This is a genomic window from Psychrobacter vallis (assembly GCF_904846715.1).
Classification (GTDB): Bacteria; Pseudomonadota; Gammaproteobacteria; order Pseudomonadales; family Moraxellaceae; genus Psychrobacter; species Psychrobacter vallis.
Genome location: NZ_CAJHBU010000030.1, coordinates 1 through 18976, shown reverse-complemented (window position 1 = coordinate 18976; position 18976 = coordinate 1). Strand labels below are relative to the sequence as shown.

16 protein-coding genes, 1 tRNA gene, 1 other RNA gene and 1 pseudogene are annotated in these 18976 nt (G+C 42.3%); 3 read left to right on the top strand and 16 right to left on the bottom strand.

All coding sequences use genetic code 11. From position 1 onward, the window contains the following. Positions 1–331: 331 nt before the first annotated feature. Entirely contained in the window at positions 332–721 is a 390-nt protein-coding gene (locus JMY02_RS13190; RefSeq protein WP_265087977.1) for a hypothetical protein, read from the top strand. A gap of 145 nt (positions 722–866) precedes the next feature. Here JMY02_RS13190 and typA read toward each other — a convergent pair whose 3' ends face one another. Then, positions 867–2717: a translational GTPase TypA gene (typA, locus tag JMY02_RS13185; RefSeq protein WP_201599067.1), complete on the bottom strand. Its 1851-nt coding sequence runs from the start codon at positions 2715–2717 to the stop codon at positions 867–869. A 362-nt stretch (positions 2718–3079) separates the two neighbouring features. Continuing rightward, positions 3080–4258 carry an OmpA family protein gene (locus JMY02_RS13180; protein ID WP_201599064.1) on the bottom strand — a complete coding sequence of 393 codons (1179 nt, stop codon included), beginning with the start codon at positions 4256–4258 and terminating at the stop codon, positions 3080–3082. Between the two features lie 503 nt (positions 4259–4761). On the opposite strand from JMY02_RS13180, the gene JMY02_RS13175 reads away from it, so the two are divergent. Then, positions 4762–5349, top strand: a complete 588-nt coding sequence (locus JMY02_RS13175; RefSeq protein ID WP_201599062.1) for a GspH/FimT family pseudopilin — start codon at positions 4762–4764, stop codon at positions 5347–5349. A gap of 22 nt (positions 5350–5371) precedes the next feature. Here the strand turns inward: JMY02_RS13175 and JMY02_RS13170 are convergent. The 13 genes and pseudogenes from JMY02_RS13170 to coaD all read right to left on the bottom strand — a co-directional run bounded on the left by JMY02_RS13170 (position 5372) and on the right by coaD (position 16988). Next, positions 5372–6155 (bottom strand): annotated as a pseudogene (locus tag JMY02_RS13170) (pyridoxine 5'-phosphate synthase). After that, positions 6152–6937: a DNA repair protein RecO gene (gene recO, locus JMY02_RS13165; RefSeq protein ID WP_201599059.1), complete on the bottom strand. Its 786-nt coding sequence runs from the start codon at positions 6935–6937 to the stop codon at positions 6152–6154. Before recO ends, JMY02_RS13170 begins: the two are co-directional and overlap by 4 nt. Positions 6938–6991: 54 nt before the next feature. Next, the gene (gene era, locus JMY02_RS13160; RefSeq protein WP_227678527.1) at positions 6992–7957 is read right to left on the bottom strand and encodes a GTPase Era; all 966 of its coding nucleotides are present in this window, start codon (positions 7955–7957) and stop codon (positions 6992–6994) included. 524 nt (positions 7958–8481) lie between these two features. After that, complete coding sequence (rnc, locus tag JMY02_RS13155) at positions 8482–9279, bottom strand: ribonuclease III (protein ID WP_201599056.1); 798 nt, start codon at positions 9277–9279, stop codon at positions 8482–8484. A 91-nt stretch (positions 9280–9370) separates the two neighbouring features. Further along, entirely contained in the window at positions 9371–9763 is a 393-nt protein-coding gene (locus JMY02_RS13150; RefSeq protein WP_227678526.1) for a DUF4845 domain-containing protein, read from the bottom strand. Between the two features lie 136 nt (positions 9764–9899). Further along, the gene (gene lepB / locus JMY02_RS13145; protein WP_201599054.1) at positions 9900–10802 is read right to left on the bottom strand and encodes a signal peptidase I; all 903 of its coding nucleotides are present in this window, start codon (positions 10800–10802) and stop codon (positions 9900–9902) included. 106 nt (positions 10803–10908) lie between these two features. Then, entirely contained in the window at positions 10909–12708 is a 1800-nt protein-coding gene (gene lepA, locus JMY02_RS13140) for a translation elongation factor 4 (RefSeq protein WP_201599051.1), read from the bottom strand. A gap of 263 nt (positions 12709–12971) precedes the next feature. Next, positions 12972–13048 (bottom strand) — tRNA-Met (locus JMY02_RS13135). 122 nt (positions 13049–13170) lie between these two features. Beyond that, an RNA gene (gene rnpB, locus JMY02_RS13130) (RNase P RNA component class A) lies at positions 13171–13544 on the bottom strand. A 108-nt stretch (positions 13545–13652) separates the two neighbouring features. Then, a complete protein-coding gene (bioD, locus tag JMY02_RS13125) occupies positions 13653–14378 on the bottom strand; it encodes a dethiobiotin synthase (RefSeq protein ID WP_201599048.1) in 726 nt (241 codons plus the stop codon). Continuing rightward, complete coding sequence (gene bioA, locus JMY02_RS13120; RefSeq protein ID WP_201599045.1) at positions 14375–15679, bottom strand: adenosylmethionine--8-amino-7-oxononanoate transaminase; 1305 nt, start codon at positions 15677–15679, stop codon at positions 14375–14377. The genes bioD and bioA overlap by 4 nt, the downstream gene beginning before the upstream one ends. A 115-nt stretch (positions 15680–15794) precedes the next feature. Next, on the bottom strand, positions 15795–16043 hold the full coding sequence (locus tag JMY02_RS13115) for a YfhL family 4Fe-4S dicluster ferredoxin (protein WP_021814308.1): 249 nt from the start codon (positions 16041–16043) through the stop codon (positions 15795–15797). A gap of 417 nt (positions 16044–16460) precedes the next feature. After that, positions 16461–16988, bottom strand: a complete 528-nt coding sequence (gene coaD / locus JMY02_RS13110; RefSeq protein ID WP_201599042.1) for a pantetheine-phosphate adenylyltransferase — start codon at positions 16986–16988, stop codon at positions 16461–16463. A 250-nt stretch (positions 16989–17238) separates the two neighbouring features. Between coaD and smpB the strand changes: the two genes are divergently transcribed. Then, a complete protein-coding gene (smpB, locus tag JMY02_RS13105) occupies positions 17239–17715 on the top strand; it encodes an SsrA-binding protein SmpB (protein WP_201599040.1) in 477 nt (158 codons plus the stop codon). 93 nt (positions 17716–17808) lie between these two features. On the opposite strand, the gene rarD is transcribed toward smpB, so the two are convergent. Beyond that, complete coding sequence (rarD, locus tag JMY02_RS13100; protein ID WP_201599035.1) at positions 17809–18831, bottom strand: EamA family transporter RarD; 1023 nt, start codon at positions 18829–18831, stop codon at positions 17809–17811. Between the last annotated feature and the right edge of the window lie 145 nt (positions 18832–18976).

The window sequence follows — 18976 nt, the reverse complement described above, 5'->3', positions numbered from 1 at the left end:
CTACGGGTCACCATCTAATCAGCTTAAAACTCTGAGGAAATGGTGTGATATTTAATCCTTATCTACTACAGCCCCTATATTTTTGCTATGGTTGCTAAACGGCACGCATTTGTATTGCTTATTAACGCGCATCTTGCTTTAATAGTGCTAGGATTTACATAAATAGTGCATACTGTTTAGTTGTCTGTAATATTTAATTCATCTATCATCGCCGCGGTATTTCTATGTAGAAATAGCAGCAGCAAGCAATCATATTAATTATGAATTTTAGGATACCGTTATGACTGTTAAAGCCAAGAACCGACGCACATCTAAGCAGAAAGTTTTTAATGTGGCCGCAAGTTTGAGTTTATTGGTCGCTAGTATGCAGCCCGCCTTGGCAGCAATAGAAATTGATGAAACAGACTTTGGACCTTCCTACGAAACCATGGTGGTTGATACTGTCGTGGGTAAGCCTCTACAACTTGTAACTGCCGTTGCAGGCACTGCCGCCTATCTGGTTAGTTTGCCTTTTTCTCTAATCGGTGGTAACGCAGATCAAGCGCAGCAAAAGCTATTCGTCGAACCTTGGGATGCAATGGGGCGTTGCTTAGGTTGTACTGTCGCCGAAGATAACTACTATAAATCACAAGTTGATAATAGTAATATTGTACGCATTGTCGTCGACCGACCATCAGAGATTTTGATCAACACTAACGATTATGTAGTTGTGACTCCATAATCAGTTATTTTTAAGACACTTCAATAATATAAGATTATCAAAGACAACAACTTTATCGATAGACAATAAAAAAAGGCTAACATTGCGTTAGCCTTTTTTGTTGTTTGATTCTGCTTAAGTCAAACTATCAACTTATATCAAACTATTAAGCACCTTTTTTACCACGACCATGACGCTTACGCTCACTCTCGGTCAAATAGCGCTTACGAATACGAACCGCTTTTGGTGTTACTTCGACCAGTTCATCATCTTGAATAAATTCAAGTGCTTGTTCAAGCGTAAATTTAACGGCTGGCGTCAAAGTCAACGCTTCATCTGTACCACTAGCACGAACGTTGGTTAATTGCTTAGCAGTGGTAGGGTTGACGGCCATATCATCGTTACGAGAGTTTAGACCAACAATCATACCTTCATAAACTTCAAGCTGTGGCTCAGCGAACAACTTACCACGCTTCTGCAGATTAAACAGTGCAAAGCCTAGGCAAGTACCGTTTGCCATAGAAACCAATACGCCATTAGAACGACCACCAACCTCACCGATCTTTTGCGGACCATAATGTGAGAAGCTTGACGTCATGATACCACTACCTGAAGTCAGTGTTAGGAACTCTGAGCGGAAACCGATCAAACCACGAGCTGGCATGGTCGCTTCAATGCGCATACGACCTTTACCGTCAAGCTCCATGTTGGTCATCTCGCCTTTGCGTAGACCAATCTGCTCCATAATAGAACCTTGATGTCCGTCTTCAATATCAAAGACAACATTTTCATATGGCTCATGCAGCTTACCATCAACTTCTTTAACAATAACTTCTGGGCCTGATACACCCATCTCGAAACCTTCACGGCGCATGTTTTCGATCAGTACAGACAAATGAAGCTCACCGCGACCTGATACTTTAAATTTATCAGGAGATTCAGTATCTTCTACACGTAAGGCTACGTTGTGAATCAGTTCACGCTCAAGACGTTCACGGATATTACGTGAAGTCACAAACTTACCATCACGACCAGCGAAAGGTGAGTTATTTACTTGGAAGTTCATAGATACGGTTGGCTCATCTACCGTTAGTGCTGGTAGTGCCTCAACATTGTTAGGATCACAAATCGTGTCTGAAATATTCAGCGCGTCAATACCTGTAATACAGACGATGTCACCCGCTTGTGCATCTTCTACTTCAATGCGGTCAAGACCATGATAGCCCATAATCTTTAAGATACGGCCATTACGCGTTTTACCATGCTTATCAATGACCGTCACTTGTGTGTTTGTTTTAACTTTACCGCGTTGAATACGACCAATACCGATAACACCAACAAAGCTATTGTAATCAAGGCTTGAGATTTGCATACGGAATGGTGCATCTGCATCAACCTGTGGCGCTTGCACAACATCAACGATAGTTTTAAAAAGTGGTGTCATGTCATCAGCTAAATTGTCTGCTTCTAGACCTGCGACGCCATTTAATGCTGACGCATACACTACTGGGAAATCCAACTGCTCATCTGTGGCGCCTAGGTTGTCAAACAGATCAAATATTTGATCCATTACCCAATCAGGACGTGAGCCAGGACGGTCAATTTTGTTAATAACAAGAATTGGCTTTAGACCTTGCTCAAATGCTTTTTGTGTAACAAAACGAGTTTGAGGCATCGGACCATCAACAGCATCGACAACTAGAAGTACGCAATCAACCATTGACATTACACGCTCAACTTCACCACCGAAATCGGCGTGACCTGGAGTATCCACAATGTTGATACGATATTCAGTGTCTTCAGTCTGGTCTGTCCAGCGGATGGCTGTATTTTTAGCCAAAATAGTAATACCACGTTCTTGCTCAATATCACCTGAGTCCATTGCACGTTCAGCAATGTTTGCACGGTCGCCAAAAGTACCAGATTGATGTAATAGCTTATCAACCAAAGTCGTTTTACCGTGGTCAACGTGGGCAATAATTGCAATGTTACGCAGGTGTTTGATATCGTTCGCCATATAAAATGCTCGTTTTGTCTTAAAAAAATGCAGTAGCAGTAAGCGCCGCTGGATAAACTTCTATAATAAATCAGACAGATATTGAGTAGCTATTTTCAGATAACCTTATCATAGTGAAGGTCAAAAAAAATAAAATAATTTCAATACAATCAAATATCTATGCTGATGAATTCATCGTACAGATGGCTATGCTAATGTACATCCTGTCAACTTACAGAATGTTTGGGCGGCTAGTATAACATTATTGCTTCATAAATTTATGTAATAACTTGCTTTTCTCAATACATAAATAAAAAAAAGCCACCCAATGGGTAGCTTTTTTTGTAACTAACTATTTAATATCATAACCGATTGGCTACTACTTACTGAATAACCATATCTTTAGTTTGTTCAACAGTCATTGTTTTGTCACCAGTGATGATGGCATAAACACGACGGTTCATAGCGCGGCCTTCTTCAGTATCGTTTGGCGCGATTGGGTTATCGTAACCATAGCCAACAGTTGATAGACGGTTTGGAGCGATACCGAATTCGTTAGTTAGCATAGATTTAACAGCAACGGCACGAGCTTCAGACAGACGTTGGTTATAACGTGCTGATGGACCAGTCTTAGAAGCATGACCTTCTACACGCGCCATAGAGTTAGGATACTCACGCATCTTCTCTGCTACTTTAGCGATTTCTGGCTTATATTGATTTTTGATAGCTGATTTGTCGTTATCAAAGAATACACGTAGTTCCATTTTTAGTTCATCAGTAATATCTACTGGTACTGGGCAACCACGCTCATCAACAACAACGTTCATTGGAGTGCCTGGGCATGCATCGATGCTATCAGGTACGCCGTCACCGTCAGAATCAAGATCAGATTCAACAATAATTACTGGAGTATTGTCAACAACTGGCTCTTGCATTGGTGGTACTGCTACGGTTGGTGCTAAATGACCACCAAGTACAACTTCTAGACCGGCCAAAGCCATGCCTTCCCACCAGTTGTTATCAAAGTTATGAATCGCACGTGCTTCACCACGTAGGCTTAATGCATCATTCATACGATACATAGCACCTAAACCTAGGTTACCGATAGTATCTTTAGAACCTGTAACAAAGTTACCTGCTGCATCTTCTACTTCAATTTTTGACTGACCCGCACCAACCAATACATATGGTTTGAATGCACTATCAGTATAGCCAGTGAACTCTTCTGTACCGATCAAGAAGTTACCAGAGATCATTCTTTGTTCAGCATCGAAAGAGCCAGCAGCAGTATCACTGATACCGTCAGTATTAGAAACACCATATTCTACTTGGAACTGAGTAGAAGGCGTCAATTCAATACCTAGTGCCGCACCTGTGTACAGACCGTTTTCTTTATAGAAACCGTTACCGTTAGCATCACCCATAATCTCAACTTGTTCATCGTCAGCACCTTCGCTGTAATGATAACCAAGTAATAATGGGCTGATAGTTACGCCAGCATTAGCTGCTAAAGGAGCAGCTGTTACGGCAAACAGAGCTAGAGCTATTTTATTCAATTTCATGGACTTCCTCCAAAGGATAATTTTAGTAATGCGTTAAGCAAAACCGATTTTCAAGACGCTCTAAAATAGACATCTTTTACGCATTTTAAGTTACAAAGCAAAACCAATTAAGGAGTAGCTTAGCGATTATCAATTCAGTTTACAACTTTTTTCGTTAACCAGCTACACATTATTACACGATAATGTTGTAACCAAAACACAATAACCAGCTCAAGTTACTTAGAACCAACACACCTTACGCTTTTTATCTTTTGTATGTCAGTTCGCAATAGATAACGAACTTAACAGTATCTATTGTCTGAAGCCATTTTAATACAGTTAGTTATTTTTCTCTATTATTAAAACTCAGCATTCACTAATTGAAACATTTTTTGACATTAGACATATATTCTGTTTATATTATAATAGTCGACATTATTTTACACCTACTATATTTAGCCAATAACGCTAAGAAATGAGATTTTTTACCGCCTCAGAGTACTTATCACAGGCAATAATGCTTTATGACCCTGCTTTATAAGATATCGTCACATTACAGCAAGCTCTCTATTTGCAAAACCAACCAAGGTTTTACACTAGTTGAGCTCATGGTGACCCTCACTGTGTTAACCATCATAATAACTATCGCAGCTCCCGCTATCCAAATACAACTAGCGAGCATGGAAGCCAAACGCGTTAAAAGTCAGTTAGAAAACACACTTACTTTGGCCAAAGCGGAAAGTTATACCAGAAGAGAAAATGTATTGGTTTGCTTATCTGATACTGGAGAGCACTGCCGCAGAGATGGTGACAAGGCACTTTTGCTGTTTATAGATAAAAATGACAATAACGATTTTGATGCTGAAATAGATTTTTTGCTAACTCAGATTTCCTTGAACCTTAAATACAGCCGGCTAAGCTTGAGAGTAGGAAACAAACGCCATTATACGAAGTTTTGGGGTAATAGCGGCACACCTCGAGGTCATTTTGGCCATATCAAATACTGTCCAACCGTTGCTTATAATACAGCCATGTACCTAATATCATTCAATCAAACAGGCACAGTGAAGCAAAAACTTAACGAAAATCACCCTACGGAATGCGATGACTAGTAAAAATGGTACATGACACCATTTAACTGTCTTTGTGCATGGTATTTTTCATCATAACAACAGCTTGCTCAAGTCCTACGAATACGGCATCGGCAATAAGTGCATGTCTGATGTTCAACTCGTATATGCCCTCAATTTGAGCAATAGCATTGACATTGTCACGTGTCAGACCATGACCAGCATTGACCAAAAGCTTGTTATCCATACGCTGAGCAATAGCCACTGCTTGTTTGATTCGCTGCAACTCCGTATCTTGTATATCTGAATAGCCTGCCAGACCTGCTTCAGCGTAAGCACCTGTATGTAATTCGATGGCATCTGCTCCGCAATTTATGGCGGCAGAAATTTGCGTTTTTTCTGGATCAATGAACAAGGAAACTTTGATTGCTGCGGCTTATAATTTTTCAATATAGTCTGTTAGCCAAGTTACCTGACCTGCAACATCAAGACCACCTTCTGTCGTCAGCTCCGCACGCTTTTCGGGGACTAAGCAAACCCAGAATGGCTTAACCTTACAAGCAATTTCAAGCATCTCAGATGTGGCTGCCATCTCTAGATTCATTCTAGTGGTCAATTTACCTGCCATCTCATAAACATCTGAATCTTGAATATGACGTCGATCTTCACGCAAATGTAGGGTGATACCATCTGCCCCCGCTTTCTCACACAATAAGGCCGCGTCTAAAGGACTCACTCGGATAATGAACACCGCGGGCTTGACGCAACGTGGTTACATGATCAATGTTCACGCCTAACAATGGTTGTTGCGAGATGTCTTTCGACGAAAGAGAGAAAGACGTAGTCATAAAAAATCCTTTTGATAGCGCTGCTGCTGTTGCCATAGCAAACGACTTTGCAAGGGTTGATAGTCAAGTAAATGATCAAGCAGATAACGATGTAGCTTTGACCAATTATTCAGTGTTGTTTCGGTAATACCTGACTCTGCCATCTGAATAATATCAGCACCCCTAAAAACAGTCTGTGCAGACTCGCTCTCTAAATGCTCAGAATGTATATTATTCAACGCGATGGGCAATAAACCCACATCAGGCAAAAAACGATAAAAACAATCCGCTTCGAGCGTATCTTGGACACTGTCGTGCGTTAGCGTTAAAGTGAAGCCTAACTCGTCAAACAAGTGCTGCTCAAATCTCCGCAAACACAAACGCAACTCGTTGGCACTTAGAGGCTGCCTAAGTTGACGTAGACTATTCTGATAATGTTGCCACAATACTGGCATTGGGTCTTCAGTAGGCAATAGCTTCCACAGTATCTCGTTTAAATACAATGCTGAGTATTGATGTTGACCGGTAATATTTTCGTAAGGCACAAGCGCTGCACTATTACTATCAGGGTCGTTGCTTACCTCTATTTCAACAGTATTTTGGGAGGTGATGCCGATTTGGCTGAATGTTTTTAAATCACGTTTGCCCGAAGCAAAAAGCTGTAACGGCATAAATAGCGGCGCACCCTTTTTCCCAACACCATGTATCACACCATATTGCTGAGAAAATAAATAATATAAGGCGCGCTTTTCTTGATAAGGGCGCTGATGTAATAAATAACCAACTAACGCTTCATTACGCATTTCTTGTTATCCGAGCATCTACATGATTGTCAAAAAGCATTTATCAAGTCGCTATTAGTATCCTAAGCTGGTCAACGCACGTTCGTCATCAGACCAACCACGTTTCACTTTGACCCACAGTGTCAGCATAATTTTTTTATCAAAAAGCTGTTCCATATCTTTACGAGCATCCATACCGACTTGCTTGATACGTTGACCTTTGTCACCAATCACAATGGCTTTTTGGCCGCTACGCTCGACATAAATAGTCGCATCGATGAACGTACAGGCCTTACGCGGACGACCAGTTTTTGGATCAGTATGCGCAGGCTCATCTTTAAAGGCATCAATCTGCACGGTTAAATCATAAGGTACTTCATCCCCAGCACTACGCATGATTTTTTCGCGGATGATTTCACTCGCCAAAAATCGCTCTGAGCGATCAGTGATTTGCTCGGTATCATAGATCGGGGCAGCAATGGGTAGATGCGAGGCAATCACCTCTTGTAGACGATCTAGGTTTTGGTTTTTTAAAGCAGATACGGGTACGATATCAGCAAAATCAAAGCTGTCATTAAATGTTTCAATCAGCGGCAACACGCTGCCTTTATCTTTTAAGGTATCTGCTTTATTAATGACCAATACCACATTTAGATTTGTGTCGCCAAGCTTTTGTAGAACTAATAAATCATCATCACGCCATTGGTCTGAATCAACAACAAATAACACTAAATCAACGTCTACCAAGGCAGATACGGCGGCTTTATTCATGCGCTCGTTAATAGCACGTACTTCATTGCGATGAATACCCGGTGTATCAACAAACACCGCCTGCATCTCATGATTTGACAAAATACCGTGGATGCGGTGACGAGTCGTTTGCGGTTTACGTGACGTGATAGATAGTTTTTGACCCAACAAATGGTTCATTAAGGTCGACTTACCAACGTTTGGACGTCCAACAATGGCAACATAGCCTGTTTTAAAGTCATCAGCCATCGCTTCATGACCGCTCGGGGCAAAAAATTCCTCGATCGCCATGTCATTTTCTAATGTGATATCTTCTGAATCATTGATCTCATCATTGGTTATATCGGCATTGTCTTGGCTTGGATTTATCTCTGTGTTTTCAGTCATATTGTTAGAAATATCTTCATTATTTGATGGCAAATCAGTACGATTGCTCATAGGTTAATCCTGTAAAGTTTATAGCCAGTCAAACGGCACTTAATGGTGTATAGATGGTATCAGCACTACAAAAGCGGCACAGTTCTCGACTGGAGAATATTTGAGGTTTTAAAATAAGTAATATTTAAGATAAATAGAATAAGTGCTTGTTAGCGTAAAGACTACTTAAAAAGGTATAGTAAATTGAACATTGTATTTGCAACAAATATAGTCGATTCTAAATAAAGCAGATACATTATATTGGAGCGTTGAACTGGTATAAATGTTTCTGGCTTGCTGCGCCTGCGCAGCTCGATGCGGCGAAACTTCTCGTTTAAAGATAAGGATTCCAGTCCCGCTGACTCTTTTTTATACTGAACTCACTATCATTGTCTCAACTATGAACGCTTTTTGGCTGAAGCGGGAAGCTTGTGTAACTGATTAATCATCAGCTCGGCTGCTTTTTGTTCAGCAATACGGCGGCTCTCCCCAGATTCAGTAATATCAAGACAATTATGGATATTAACGTGACAACGTACGACAAAAATTTGATGCGGTGCGTTGCCACGCGTTTCCATAAGCTCATAATGTGGCAAATCAAACTGCTTGGATTGTAGCCACTCTTGCAATCGACTCTTGGCATCTTTTAGGGCTTTTTGATCATTCACGCTATCAATCAAATCCCCATACCACGAGAGAACACAATCACGCGCAATGTCCATATCTTGGCTATCTAAGTAGATAGCGCCAATCAGAGACTCCACCGCATCAGCCAATATAGAAGCACGATTGCGCCCGCCGCCTTTGCGCTCACCTACCCCTAAGATAAGATGATTGGAAAGCTCTAAATTTTGGGCAATAATAACCAGTGATTCTTGGCGCACCAACGTCGCACGCATACGGGTTAAACGTCCTTCATTTTGACTAGGATAACGATGATATAAAGCCTCACCTACAATCATTCCTAATAGTGCATCGCCCAAAAACTCTAGGCGCTCATAGTTTTTTTTGCTATCAAATGAGCGGTGTGTCAATGCAAGCTTTGGTAGGCTCAAATCATTAAACACATAACCTAACTTGCGCGTTAATACTGCTAAGCGCTGAATAAATTCTGCACTAACAACAAGCGTGTCAACCGACGTGCTATTTTTTTGGGAAGTAGGAACCGCTTGGGAATGCTGCGAAGTTGGTTTCATGCGTGGCTTTTGGTTATCCCTTCTGTTTTACTGGTTTAATGGAAAATAGTTGTTGCTCGTTTGGTACAAAGAAGATAAAAATCCTCTTAAATTATTCTGCTGTTGCCATAGTAATATCACCTTCGAAACGATTGACGATATCAACATTGGCAAAGAAGTTTTTGGTGACTACGTATTCCTTGCGGACAGCCAATTGACCGGTCTTTTTATTGGTAAAAACCAATATGTCTTCGGCTTTGGTATCATAATCAGCGTTGATAGACAACTGTTTATTGACACGTTCGACGAACTGTTTGGCTGTCTCGTTATTACTATTGGACTCATTGAGCTGTGCGCTTAACGTCTTAGTTAACTGATAATCGCCGATTTGAGCAGGTACAATAGCAATCATCAATTTGACAGCAATGCCTAGAACTATAATAATTAAAACGATGCTCGTTACACTAGCACCACGCTGTGTGGCCAATCCAGATAATTGCTGCATTATGGTATCTCTCTACTGGTAGATGACTATTTTTGATAAATGCCTAGGTGCTAGGTCTCTGTTTATTAAATAAAATAGTAACAATATTAGCACAAAACTATTATCGATAAATAAACCAATAGCGATTCCTACAGACTTAATCGATAGTACCATTACGTTTAAAGGTTGGTAAATTGAGTCCTGGTGGTTTATGCATCCAAATATAAACAGCCTTACCAGCTAAGTTCTCATCAGGTACAAAGCCCCAAAACCGACCATCAGCACTGCGATCGCGGTTATCACCCATGACAAAATACTGCCCGTCTGGAACCTGAATCCGCCAGCTGGTGCCTTCTGAACTGACCACTTCTGGCGATTGCTGTTGCAAAAATGGCGCGTACTGAGCACTGTTCATGCCATTTAAGTAGCGGACAAGATGTTGATTATCACCTTGTATCTCTTGAAAATAACGCGCTTCTGTTTCTTCTTGTTGACCCATCTGTGCCGCACTTTCTTCTGTCAGTACCTGATCAGGAGCAATTTGCCCTGGCAAATACAGCTGTGAGGTCAACTCTGTATCCGCAGCGAAATCAATTGGTTTGGTGTCAACCGGCACATCATTGATAGAAATAGTTCCTTGATCATAGCTAACGGTATCGCCAGGCAGACCAATGACACGTTTGATATAATAAATGCTTGGGTTTTCAGGATAACGAAATACTGCGACATCACCATGGTCAGGCTCGCCTGTATCCAATACCTTATTATAAGTCAGCGGCAATCGCACACCATAGGCATACTTATTAACAGCGATAAAGTCGCCTGTATATAAAGTTGGCACCATAGAGGATGAGGGAATATTAAAAGGTTCAATCAAGAACGAGCGTACTATTAACACCACTGCCAATACGGGGAAAAAATCATAAGCCCAGCGAACCAATAAGCTCTCTTGACCACGTCCACGCGTTTTACGTTGCTTTAGCGCCAGTTTATCCAATAGCCAAATAATACCCAAGCCTATAGTCAACGGCACTAAAATCAAATTAAAATCAAAATCCATACCAAATTGCCTATTAACTAGCAGCTTATCTCACTACTTAGACCATGAGACCAGCCACACTTGACGTATTATTATGCGCAAAAACCAAATGAGATGGGTTCAGCAGTTAGCTATCAACTTGTAACACTGCTAAAAAGGCTTCTTGGGGGATTTCGACATTCCCAACCTGCTTCATACGTTTCTTGCCTGCTTTTTGCTTAGACAGCAGTTTTTTCTTACGTGATACATCGCCACCATAGCACTTGGCCAATACATCTTTACGCATGGCTTTGACTGTACTACGGCCAATAATCTGACTACCAATAGCTGCTTGGATAGCCACGTCAAACATCTGACGCGGAATCAATTCTTTCATCTTAGTGACTAGCGCATTACCACGGTAACGTGATTGGGTTTCATGCACAATCATCGCTAACGCGTCCACTTTATCGCCATTAATCAATACATCTACTTTGACGAGCTTATCCACTTGATAACGTTCAAAATTATAATCTAATGATGCAAATCCACGAGAGACAGACTTCAAGCGGTCAAAGAAATCCATGACCACTTCACCCATCGGAATATCAAAAACAAGCTGAACTTGCTTGCCCATAAAGCGCATATCAACTTGTACACCGCGGCGCTCGATACATAGCGTCATGACATTACCCAAGTAATCTTGCGGTACCAAAATATGGCAACGAGCAATCGGCTCACGAAATTCTTCGATATTATTTGGCTCAGGCAATCTGGAAGGATTGTCCACATGAATCACTTCACCGTCTTTCTTTTTAATCTCATAGATAACCGAGGGTGCAGTGGTGATTAGATCCAAGTCATATTCGCGCTCTAGACGCTCTTGGATAATCTCCATATGCAGCATACCCAAAAAGCCACAACGGAAACCAAAACCCAATGCATCAGAGGTATCTGGTTCAAAGAATAATGACGCATCATTAATTTGTAGCTTTTGCAGCGCTTCACGGAACTTTTCGAAATCTGTAGATTCTACTGGGAACATACCAGCGTATACCTGCGGGGTAATTTGCTTAAACCCAGGAATACGCTCCACATCAGGTGTCTTGGAATGGGTAATAGTATCACCAACTGGTGCCCCAGCAATGTCTTTGATACCCGCAATAATAAAGCCCACTTCCCCTGCTTCTAAAATACCCGTATCTAAAGGCTTAGGTGTAAAGACACCGATAGAGCTGACAGGATGCGCTTCTTTGGTCGATTTAATATAAATCTTATCGCCTTTTTTTACCGTACCTTGGCGCACGCGTACTAAAGAAACTACACCCAAATAACTGTCAAACCACGAATCAATGATCAGTGCTTGTAGTGGGGCTTCGCGGTCGCCAGTTGGGGCTGGAATGAATTCAACCAAAGCTTCTAATAGCTTGTCGACACCCAGACCCGACTTGGCAGAGACGCGCGGTGCATCAACAGCATCAATGCCGATGATATCTTCAATCTCTTGGATAACGCGTTCAGGCTCGACTTGTGGCAAATCGATTTTATTCAATACCGCCATGACCTCTAAACCTTGATCAACGGCGGTATAGCAGTTGGCCACGGACTGAGCTTCCACCCCTTGCGCCGCATCAACGACCAAAAGCGCACCTTCACAAGCGGCTAGTGAGCGCGACACTTCATAAGAAAAATCGACGTGGCCCGGAGTATCAATGAAGTTAAGCTGGTAACGCTCACCATTAGGATGGTCATAAAACAACGTGACCGACTGCGCTTTGATAGTGATACCACGCTCACGCTCAATATCCATGGAGTCCAGTACTTGCGCCTGCATCTCGCGATCTTGCAAGGCACCGCACATTTGAATAAAACGATCAGCAAGCGTCGACTTGCCATGATCAATGTGGGCAATGATTGAAAAGTTACGAATATTGGCTAATGCAGTCACAAAGCGCCTACTAAATTAAGGGTGATAGAAAAATAAAACTAAAAGGTATTCTAGCAGTTTTCCACTATAAAGTAAGGCGATTTTGTTAGCACAGAGAGGATTTACCCATGAAGTCACGACAGCTTACTTAGATAATAGACATTTAATACGGTACTCACTCGTGTCAACCTCTCACAGAAACTGTTTAAACACCCATTTATTTAACGCAAAAAAAAACCAATCACTAAGGATTGGCTTTTTTGGTACTGCAGTCTTGCTATAAATGGTGGCGATGAAGAGACTTGAACTCTTGACCTCACGATTATGAGTCATGCGCTCTAACCAGCTGAGCTACATCGCCATTTTAGGCTGCACATTATGCCCAAGCTGCTGACTGCCGTCAACCCCTAAAAGACATTTTTTGCAAAAAAAGTGAAGTTAATTCAAATTAATTGCCATTCTTACAACAACAAACGATAAAAAAGGTTTGGTAAACCGATAAGCCGGGTTCTGTCGTGGACAATCATTCCTCTAGGCGTATCATCGCTAATACGCTCAAGCAACCTACCCGCATCGAACGCGGGCCGCGCCATGCCGATGCCTATTTGGTCTTGCTACGCGTGGAGTTTACCATGCCGTGAACTGTTGCCAGCCACGCGGTGCGCTCTTACCGCACCCTTTCACCCTTACCGATGATATCGACGTCTTGCGACAATCAAAGGCGGTCTCCTCTCTGCTGCACTGGTCGTCAAGTTACCCTGCCCAGCCGTTAGCTGGCACGCTGCCCTATGTAGCCCGGACTTTCCTCCCCTGCATGTCTGTTGCCAGTGTGCAGCGGCGATTGCCTAGTCTACCAAGCGCGCTAGTATAGCAAACCTCATGCTTGGCTGGGAATCTCTTTTTGGTTTATTTTCAATATGGCTATAAAAGCATTAAAAACTTATTAACATTTATTATAAGAACACTTAAATAAACCCTTCTGGCAAAGATAAGTCACCATCGTTTGCTGCATCTTTCATCTGCTTAGCCAATGTCAACCATTGCGTCTTTGGATAATATTGCTCCAGATAGTGCTGTAAAAACTTCATCGTACTGGCGGCAATCTCTATGTCTGTATTGGTATCAAAATCTTCATCATGAATATGATTATAGATGACACTATGTACAGTCAAGCCGCGTGACTTTATGGCTTCCAAACTGAGTAAAGTGTGATTGATACTGCCCAAACGACCGGATGTGACCAAAATTATAGGATACCCTTGTTCAGTAATATAATCTAACGTTAATAAATCTTTGGTTATCGGCACCAGCAACCCGCCTGCGCCTTCTAACAGCACCGTATCATACTGTTCTTGCAATCGCTTGGTAGCACTAGTAATGACATCAGGATCTAATGTTTCCCCTGATAACTGAGTAGCTAAGTGTGGTGACGCAGGTTTTTCGTAGCGATAAGGACAAGTGGTAAAATTGAGGTCACACTGCTGTAGCGGAATCTCCATCAATGTGCGATGGGTCACGATATCATCAGCAATGTTCATTGTGCCAGTATCGGGATTTATAGAAACGCCTGTTTGCACCAACTTTTGAGTGATGACATTTACGCCTTGCTGCATGAGCGCTTTGGCAAGCATGCCAGTTGCATAGGTTTTGCCAATATCGGTATCGATACCAGAGACAAATAATATACTCATAACTGACCTTGCTTTGCTAAATAGATGCGTATCACTTTTAACAGTGCTTGGCATAAGGTTATTAGCTCATCATCAGTAATCACATAAGGCGGCATGATATAGACCAATTTACCAAACGGTCTGACCCAAATGCCATTCTCAATCAGCAACGACTGAAAAATCGGCATATCAACAGCCGCATCTAACTCGACAACGGCGACCGCGCCAAGACAGCGTACTTCGAAGACGCCATGTAACATTGCGGCTGGTGCCAGTTGTTGCTCCATGATGGCTTGCATATTGGCAGTGCGCGCTTCAATATCATAAGACAGTATCAAATCGATTGACGCACAGGCGACCGCGCAAGCCAACGGATTGCCCATAAAGGTAGGCCCATGCATAAGCGCTGGATAATCACTTTGATGAATCGTGTCAGCCACTTTGCGAGTGCATAACGTCGCGGCAAAGGTCATATAACCACCCGTTAGCGCTTTGCCAATCGTCATAATATCAGGGCTAATATCAGCGTGTTCACAAGCAAATAACTTGCCACTACGTCCAAAACCAGTGGCAATTTCATCCGCGATTAACAAGACATCGTGCTCATCGCACAATTGACGCAGTAACTGCAAATATTCAGGGCTATAAAAACGCATGCCTCCTGCGCCCTGAATAATTGGCTCAATGATAAATCCCGCCAGCTTGGACGCCCGTTTGGAGAAAAAATCCGTCAATGCTGTGCGCTCATCAGCCGTCAAGGCGCGTTCAAACCCAAGTGGTGGCGCAGGGACGAAATGCTGCATCGGTAACTGTTTGCCATACAAATTGTGCATGCCATTAATAGGATCACAAATACTCATCGCATGCCATGTATCGCCATAATAACCAGAATGGGTTGAGGCAAATTGCTGCTTAGTAGGGCGATTGGCGGCTATTTGATATTGCAGCGCCATTTTTAGCGCTACTTCTACCGCAATACTGCCACTATCTGCATAAAATATAGCATCAAGTCCAACAGGCACGATTGAGAGCAGTTTTTTACCCAAATCTATCGCTGGCTGATGGGTCAATCCACCAAACATGACGTGCGCCATTTTGCCCAATTGCTTGGTAAGCGCTTCATTCAGTTTTGGATGATTATAGCCGTGAACGCTCGCCCACCACGACGACATACCATCAATCAGGCGCGTACCGTCCTCGGTGACAATGTGAATACCTTCGGCATGATCAATCACAATGTTGGAATAGGTAGGCGGCAGGCTGGCATACGGATGCCAGAGGTGTTGCTGATCAAAGTCGCTAGTAGAGATATTTACTGTCATAGCACTCTCTTAAAAAACAATGGTATTTTGCCAAACGAGCATACTGTAAGTTGAATATCCGTATTCATCATATGATTCCTATTTTTTAACATTGTCCTACATCAGTAGTAAAGCCTTACTGGCCCGTAATACGTTTGTATTTAGACAGCAAATCGCTTTCGGTTTCGACATGGTTTGGGTCATGAGGAATACAATCAACAGGACAAATCACCACACATTGTGGCTCATCAAAATGACCCACACATTCGGTGCATAAATCGGGATCGATAACATAGATATCATCGCCTTCAGAGATGGCCTCATTCGGACAGGCAGGCTCACACACATCACAATTGATGCATTCATCAGTGATTAATAGTGCCATAGGAGGCTCCTTTGATATAGTCGATACTGAATAAAATGAATACACAATATTATAGAGCGAGACTGATATACATTTTTCTTGCTTGCTGTGCCTGCGCAGCTCGATGCTACAAAAAATTTATCACAGTCTCGCTGACGCTTTTTTATATTAATCTGACTATATGTTACTTGCTATATGTTACTGGTATCACGCTTAACTGGCACCTTGACCTTACTTTAGCAAGTGTAGCCAGCGCATATTCTGGCTAGGGCGTGTCATCAGTTAGATTATGAGCATTAAAATGAGCTAAATTGATGCTAAACAAGGAAAAATTCGCAGTGAATATGAACATATTGACAAGAATTTTGACACCGTTTAGCGAAAATTTAGCCATTTTAAGGCCATAAAGTGCATCAATGTGCTAATTGATGACACGCCCTAGTTGATATTCAGTTTTTTGACAAATGCTTGCGAGACACAGGACGGCACAAATTTATTGACATCGCCGCCGAGTCTGGCAATTTCACGAATCATAGTCGAGGAGATAAACGAATAATTTTGAGAAGGGGTCAAAAACACCGCTTCAAAGTTTTCATCAAGCTCACGGTTCATATTGGCCAATTGAAACTCATATTCAAAATCAGACATGGCGCGCAGACCGCGCAGTACAGCCGTGGCACCTTGAACCCGCATAAAATCAACCAATAACCCCTCAAAACCAATGACCGATACTTGCGGCAAATCAGCAAACACCGTCTCAACTAATGCCACACGTTCCTCGAAATTAAACAGAGGCTTTTTATGATGGCCTGAGGCAACGGCAATCACCACCTCATCAAACAGTTTGGTTGCACGTGTCACCAAGTCTACGTGACCATTGGTAATAGGATCAAAAGTACCGGGGTACAAGATTTTGGTATGTAGCTTTGAAGACTTGAAGGAATGGGTAGAAGTAGAGTGGCTCATGGCTTGGCTAATATGTCCGATGATAGTAAGCCATATGCTAGCAAATTTTGCTCAAACTTAATACTTATCTGCTACATTTGTCCTAACAGCTGGTTTACCTTTTCGCTAGAGGCTTTGCTACAATACTTGGTTCGACTCATCCCTATTTAAATCAAATGATAAATAATCTAAATGAAAGGGTTAGGATGAGGAATTAGTGGGACTAGTCAGATAAGAACACTGTATTTTTACGGGTTCTTACGGAGAAATTATGTCAAAAAAATCAAAAAAACCGGACAATCAAATTTGCGCCAATAAAAAGGCTCGTCATGAATATTTTATTGAAGAAACCTTTGAAGCAGGACTGTCACTACAGGGCTGGGAAGTAAAAGCCATTCGTGCAGGCAAAATGACCATCACTGAAGCGTATGTCATCTTTCGTAATAATGAAGCCTTCTTATTTGGTGCGCATATTCAGCCGCTGCTTAGTAGCTCAACGCATGTCAGCCCAGATAGCATTCGTACCCGTAAGCTGCTGCTCAATCGCCGTGAGATTGAAAAATTGATGGGTGCCGTCAACCAAAAAGGCTATGCTTGTGTGCCGCTGTCTTGCTATTGGAAAAATTCGCTGGTGAAGTGCCAAATTGGCTTAGCACTGGGTAAAAAGCAGCATGACAAACGTAAAACCCTAAAAGATCGTGACTGGGAACGTGATAAGCAGCGCGGCTTTAAGCAACATTTAGATTAAAGATCGATTATTTTAATCTAACACCAAAAGGACGATTTGACATGTTGTTAAATCGTCCTTTTTATTGGGTAAATCGGTTTCATTTATGACTCTTTAAACGGCATTGGCCATTTTTGCCATGTGCATTCCTTTACGAGCACGGCGCAACTGACGTACACCATGAGCAATGAGACAAGCAATGCCAAGCCAAATCAATCCATAGCTATAAATCATCGCTGACTCAAACGGATTGCCCAGCACGGTCACCGCCAAAATAAATAGCAATGCTGGCTCCAGATAGCTCATCATGCCATAGACATTTACTGGTAGCATTTGACTGGCATCGACATTGGTTTTCATTGCTAAGACACTCAGTAACCCCAATCCTGCTAGCATCGCCATAAAAAACCCTGAACCCGTCACTAACATCAAACTATTCGGTGCAAAGAGGAATAAATAAGCCACAGCAAATGGCGCGCAAACCGTCAAATCAACCAACAATCCAATAATGGCACCAATACCCTGTAATCGACGTAAAATATAATATAGTGGATATGTCGCACATACCCAAAGCGTCGCCCATGACACACTTTGGGTGCGCACAATTTCACTGCATACCCCAACTGCGGCAAAGGCGACAGCAAGCCACTGCAGGCGGCTCAATTTTTCGCCAAAAAAGACGCAGCCAAACACCACCATCATGAGCGGAAATAAGAAATAACCCATCGCGGTTTGGACACCTTGTCCATTAACAGGCGCCCACATAAACAACCAAAATTGACTCAAAAATATCGGCGTGGGTACGAGCAACCATAGCCATTGTTTGACTGAGCCCAAAGCACGCAACTTATCAATATGCATATTAAGCCGACCACTCATGAGCAGGTAGCCAACCAACACCGCCCACATCGCTAGCATACGCCAGATAAATACTTGCGTCCCTGACAACGGTGCCAAAAAACTGCTGTATGCATACAACACACCAAACAAGATATTGGACAAGATAGCAAAGGAAACCCCTAACATCAACGTACGCTGTTGTTCAGTTCCAGCCGTCCAGATAGCAGGTAATGGCAAGCGTGAAGCAGTCGTTGCCAGTATATTAGCGAAAACATTGGATAACGTTGAGATAGACATGATAAGCACCGTAAATGTTAATAGATGTTAGAAAACCAACTGTTGGCCTTTGTCTTTCTAAGCAGCTTTGTTACTGGATGAATGGGCAGCTGACCAAGATCCTGCTTTTCGTAGAGTATTCTATCAAACACTGATTCCCGAGCTC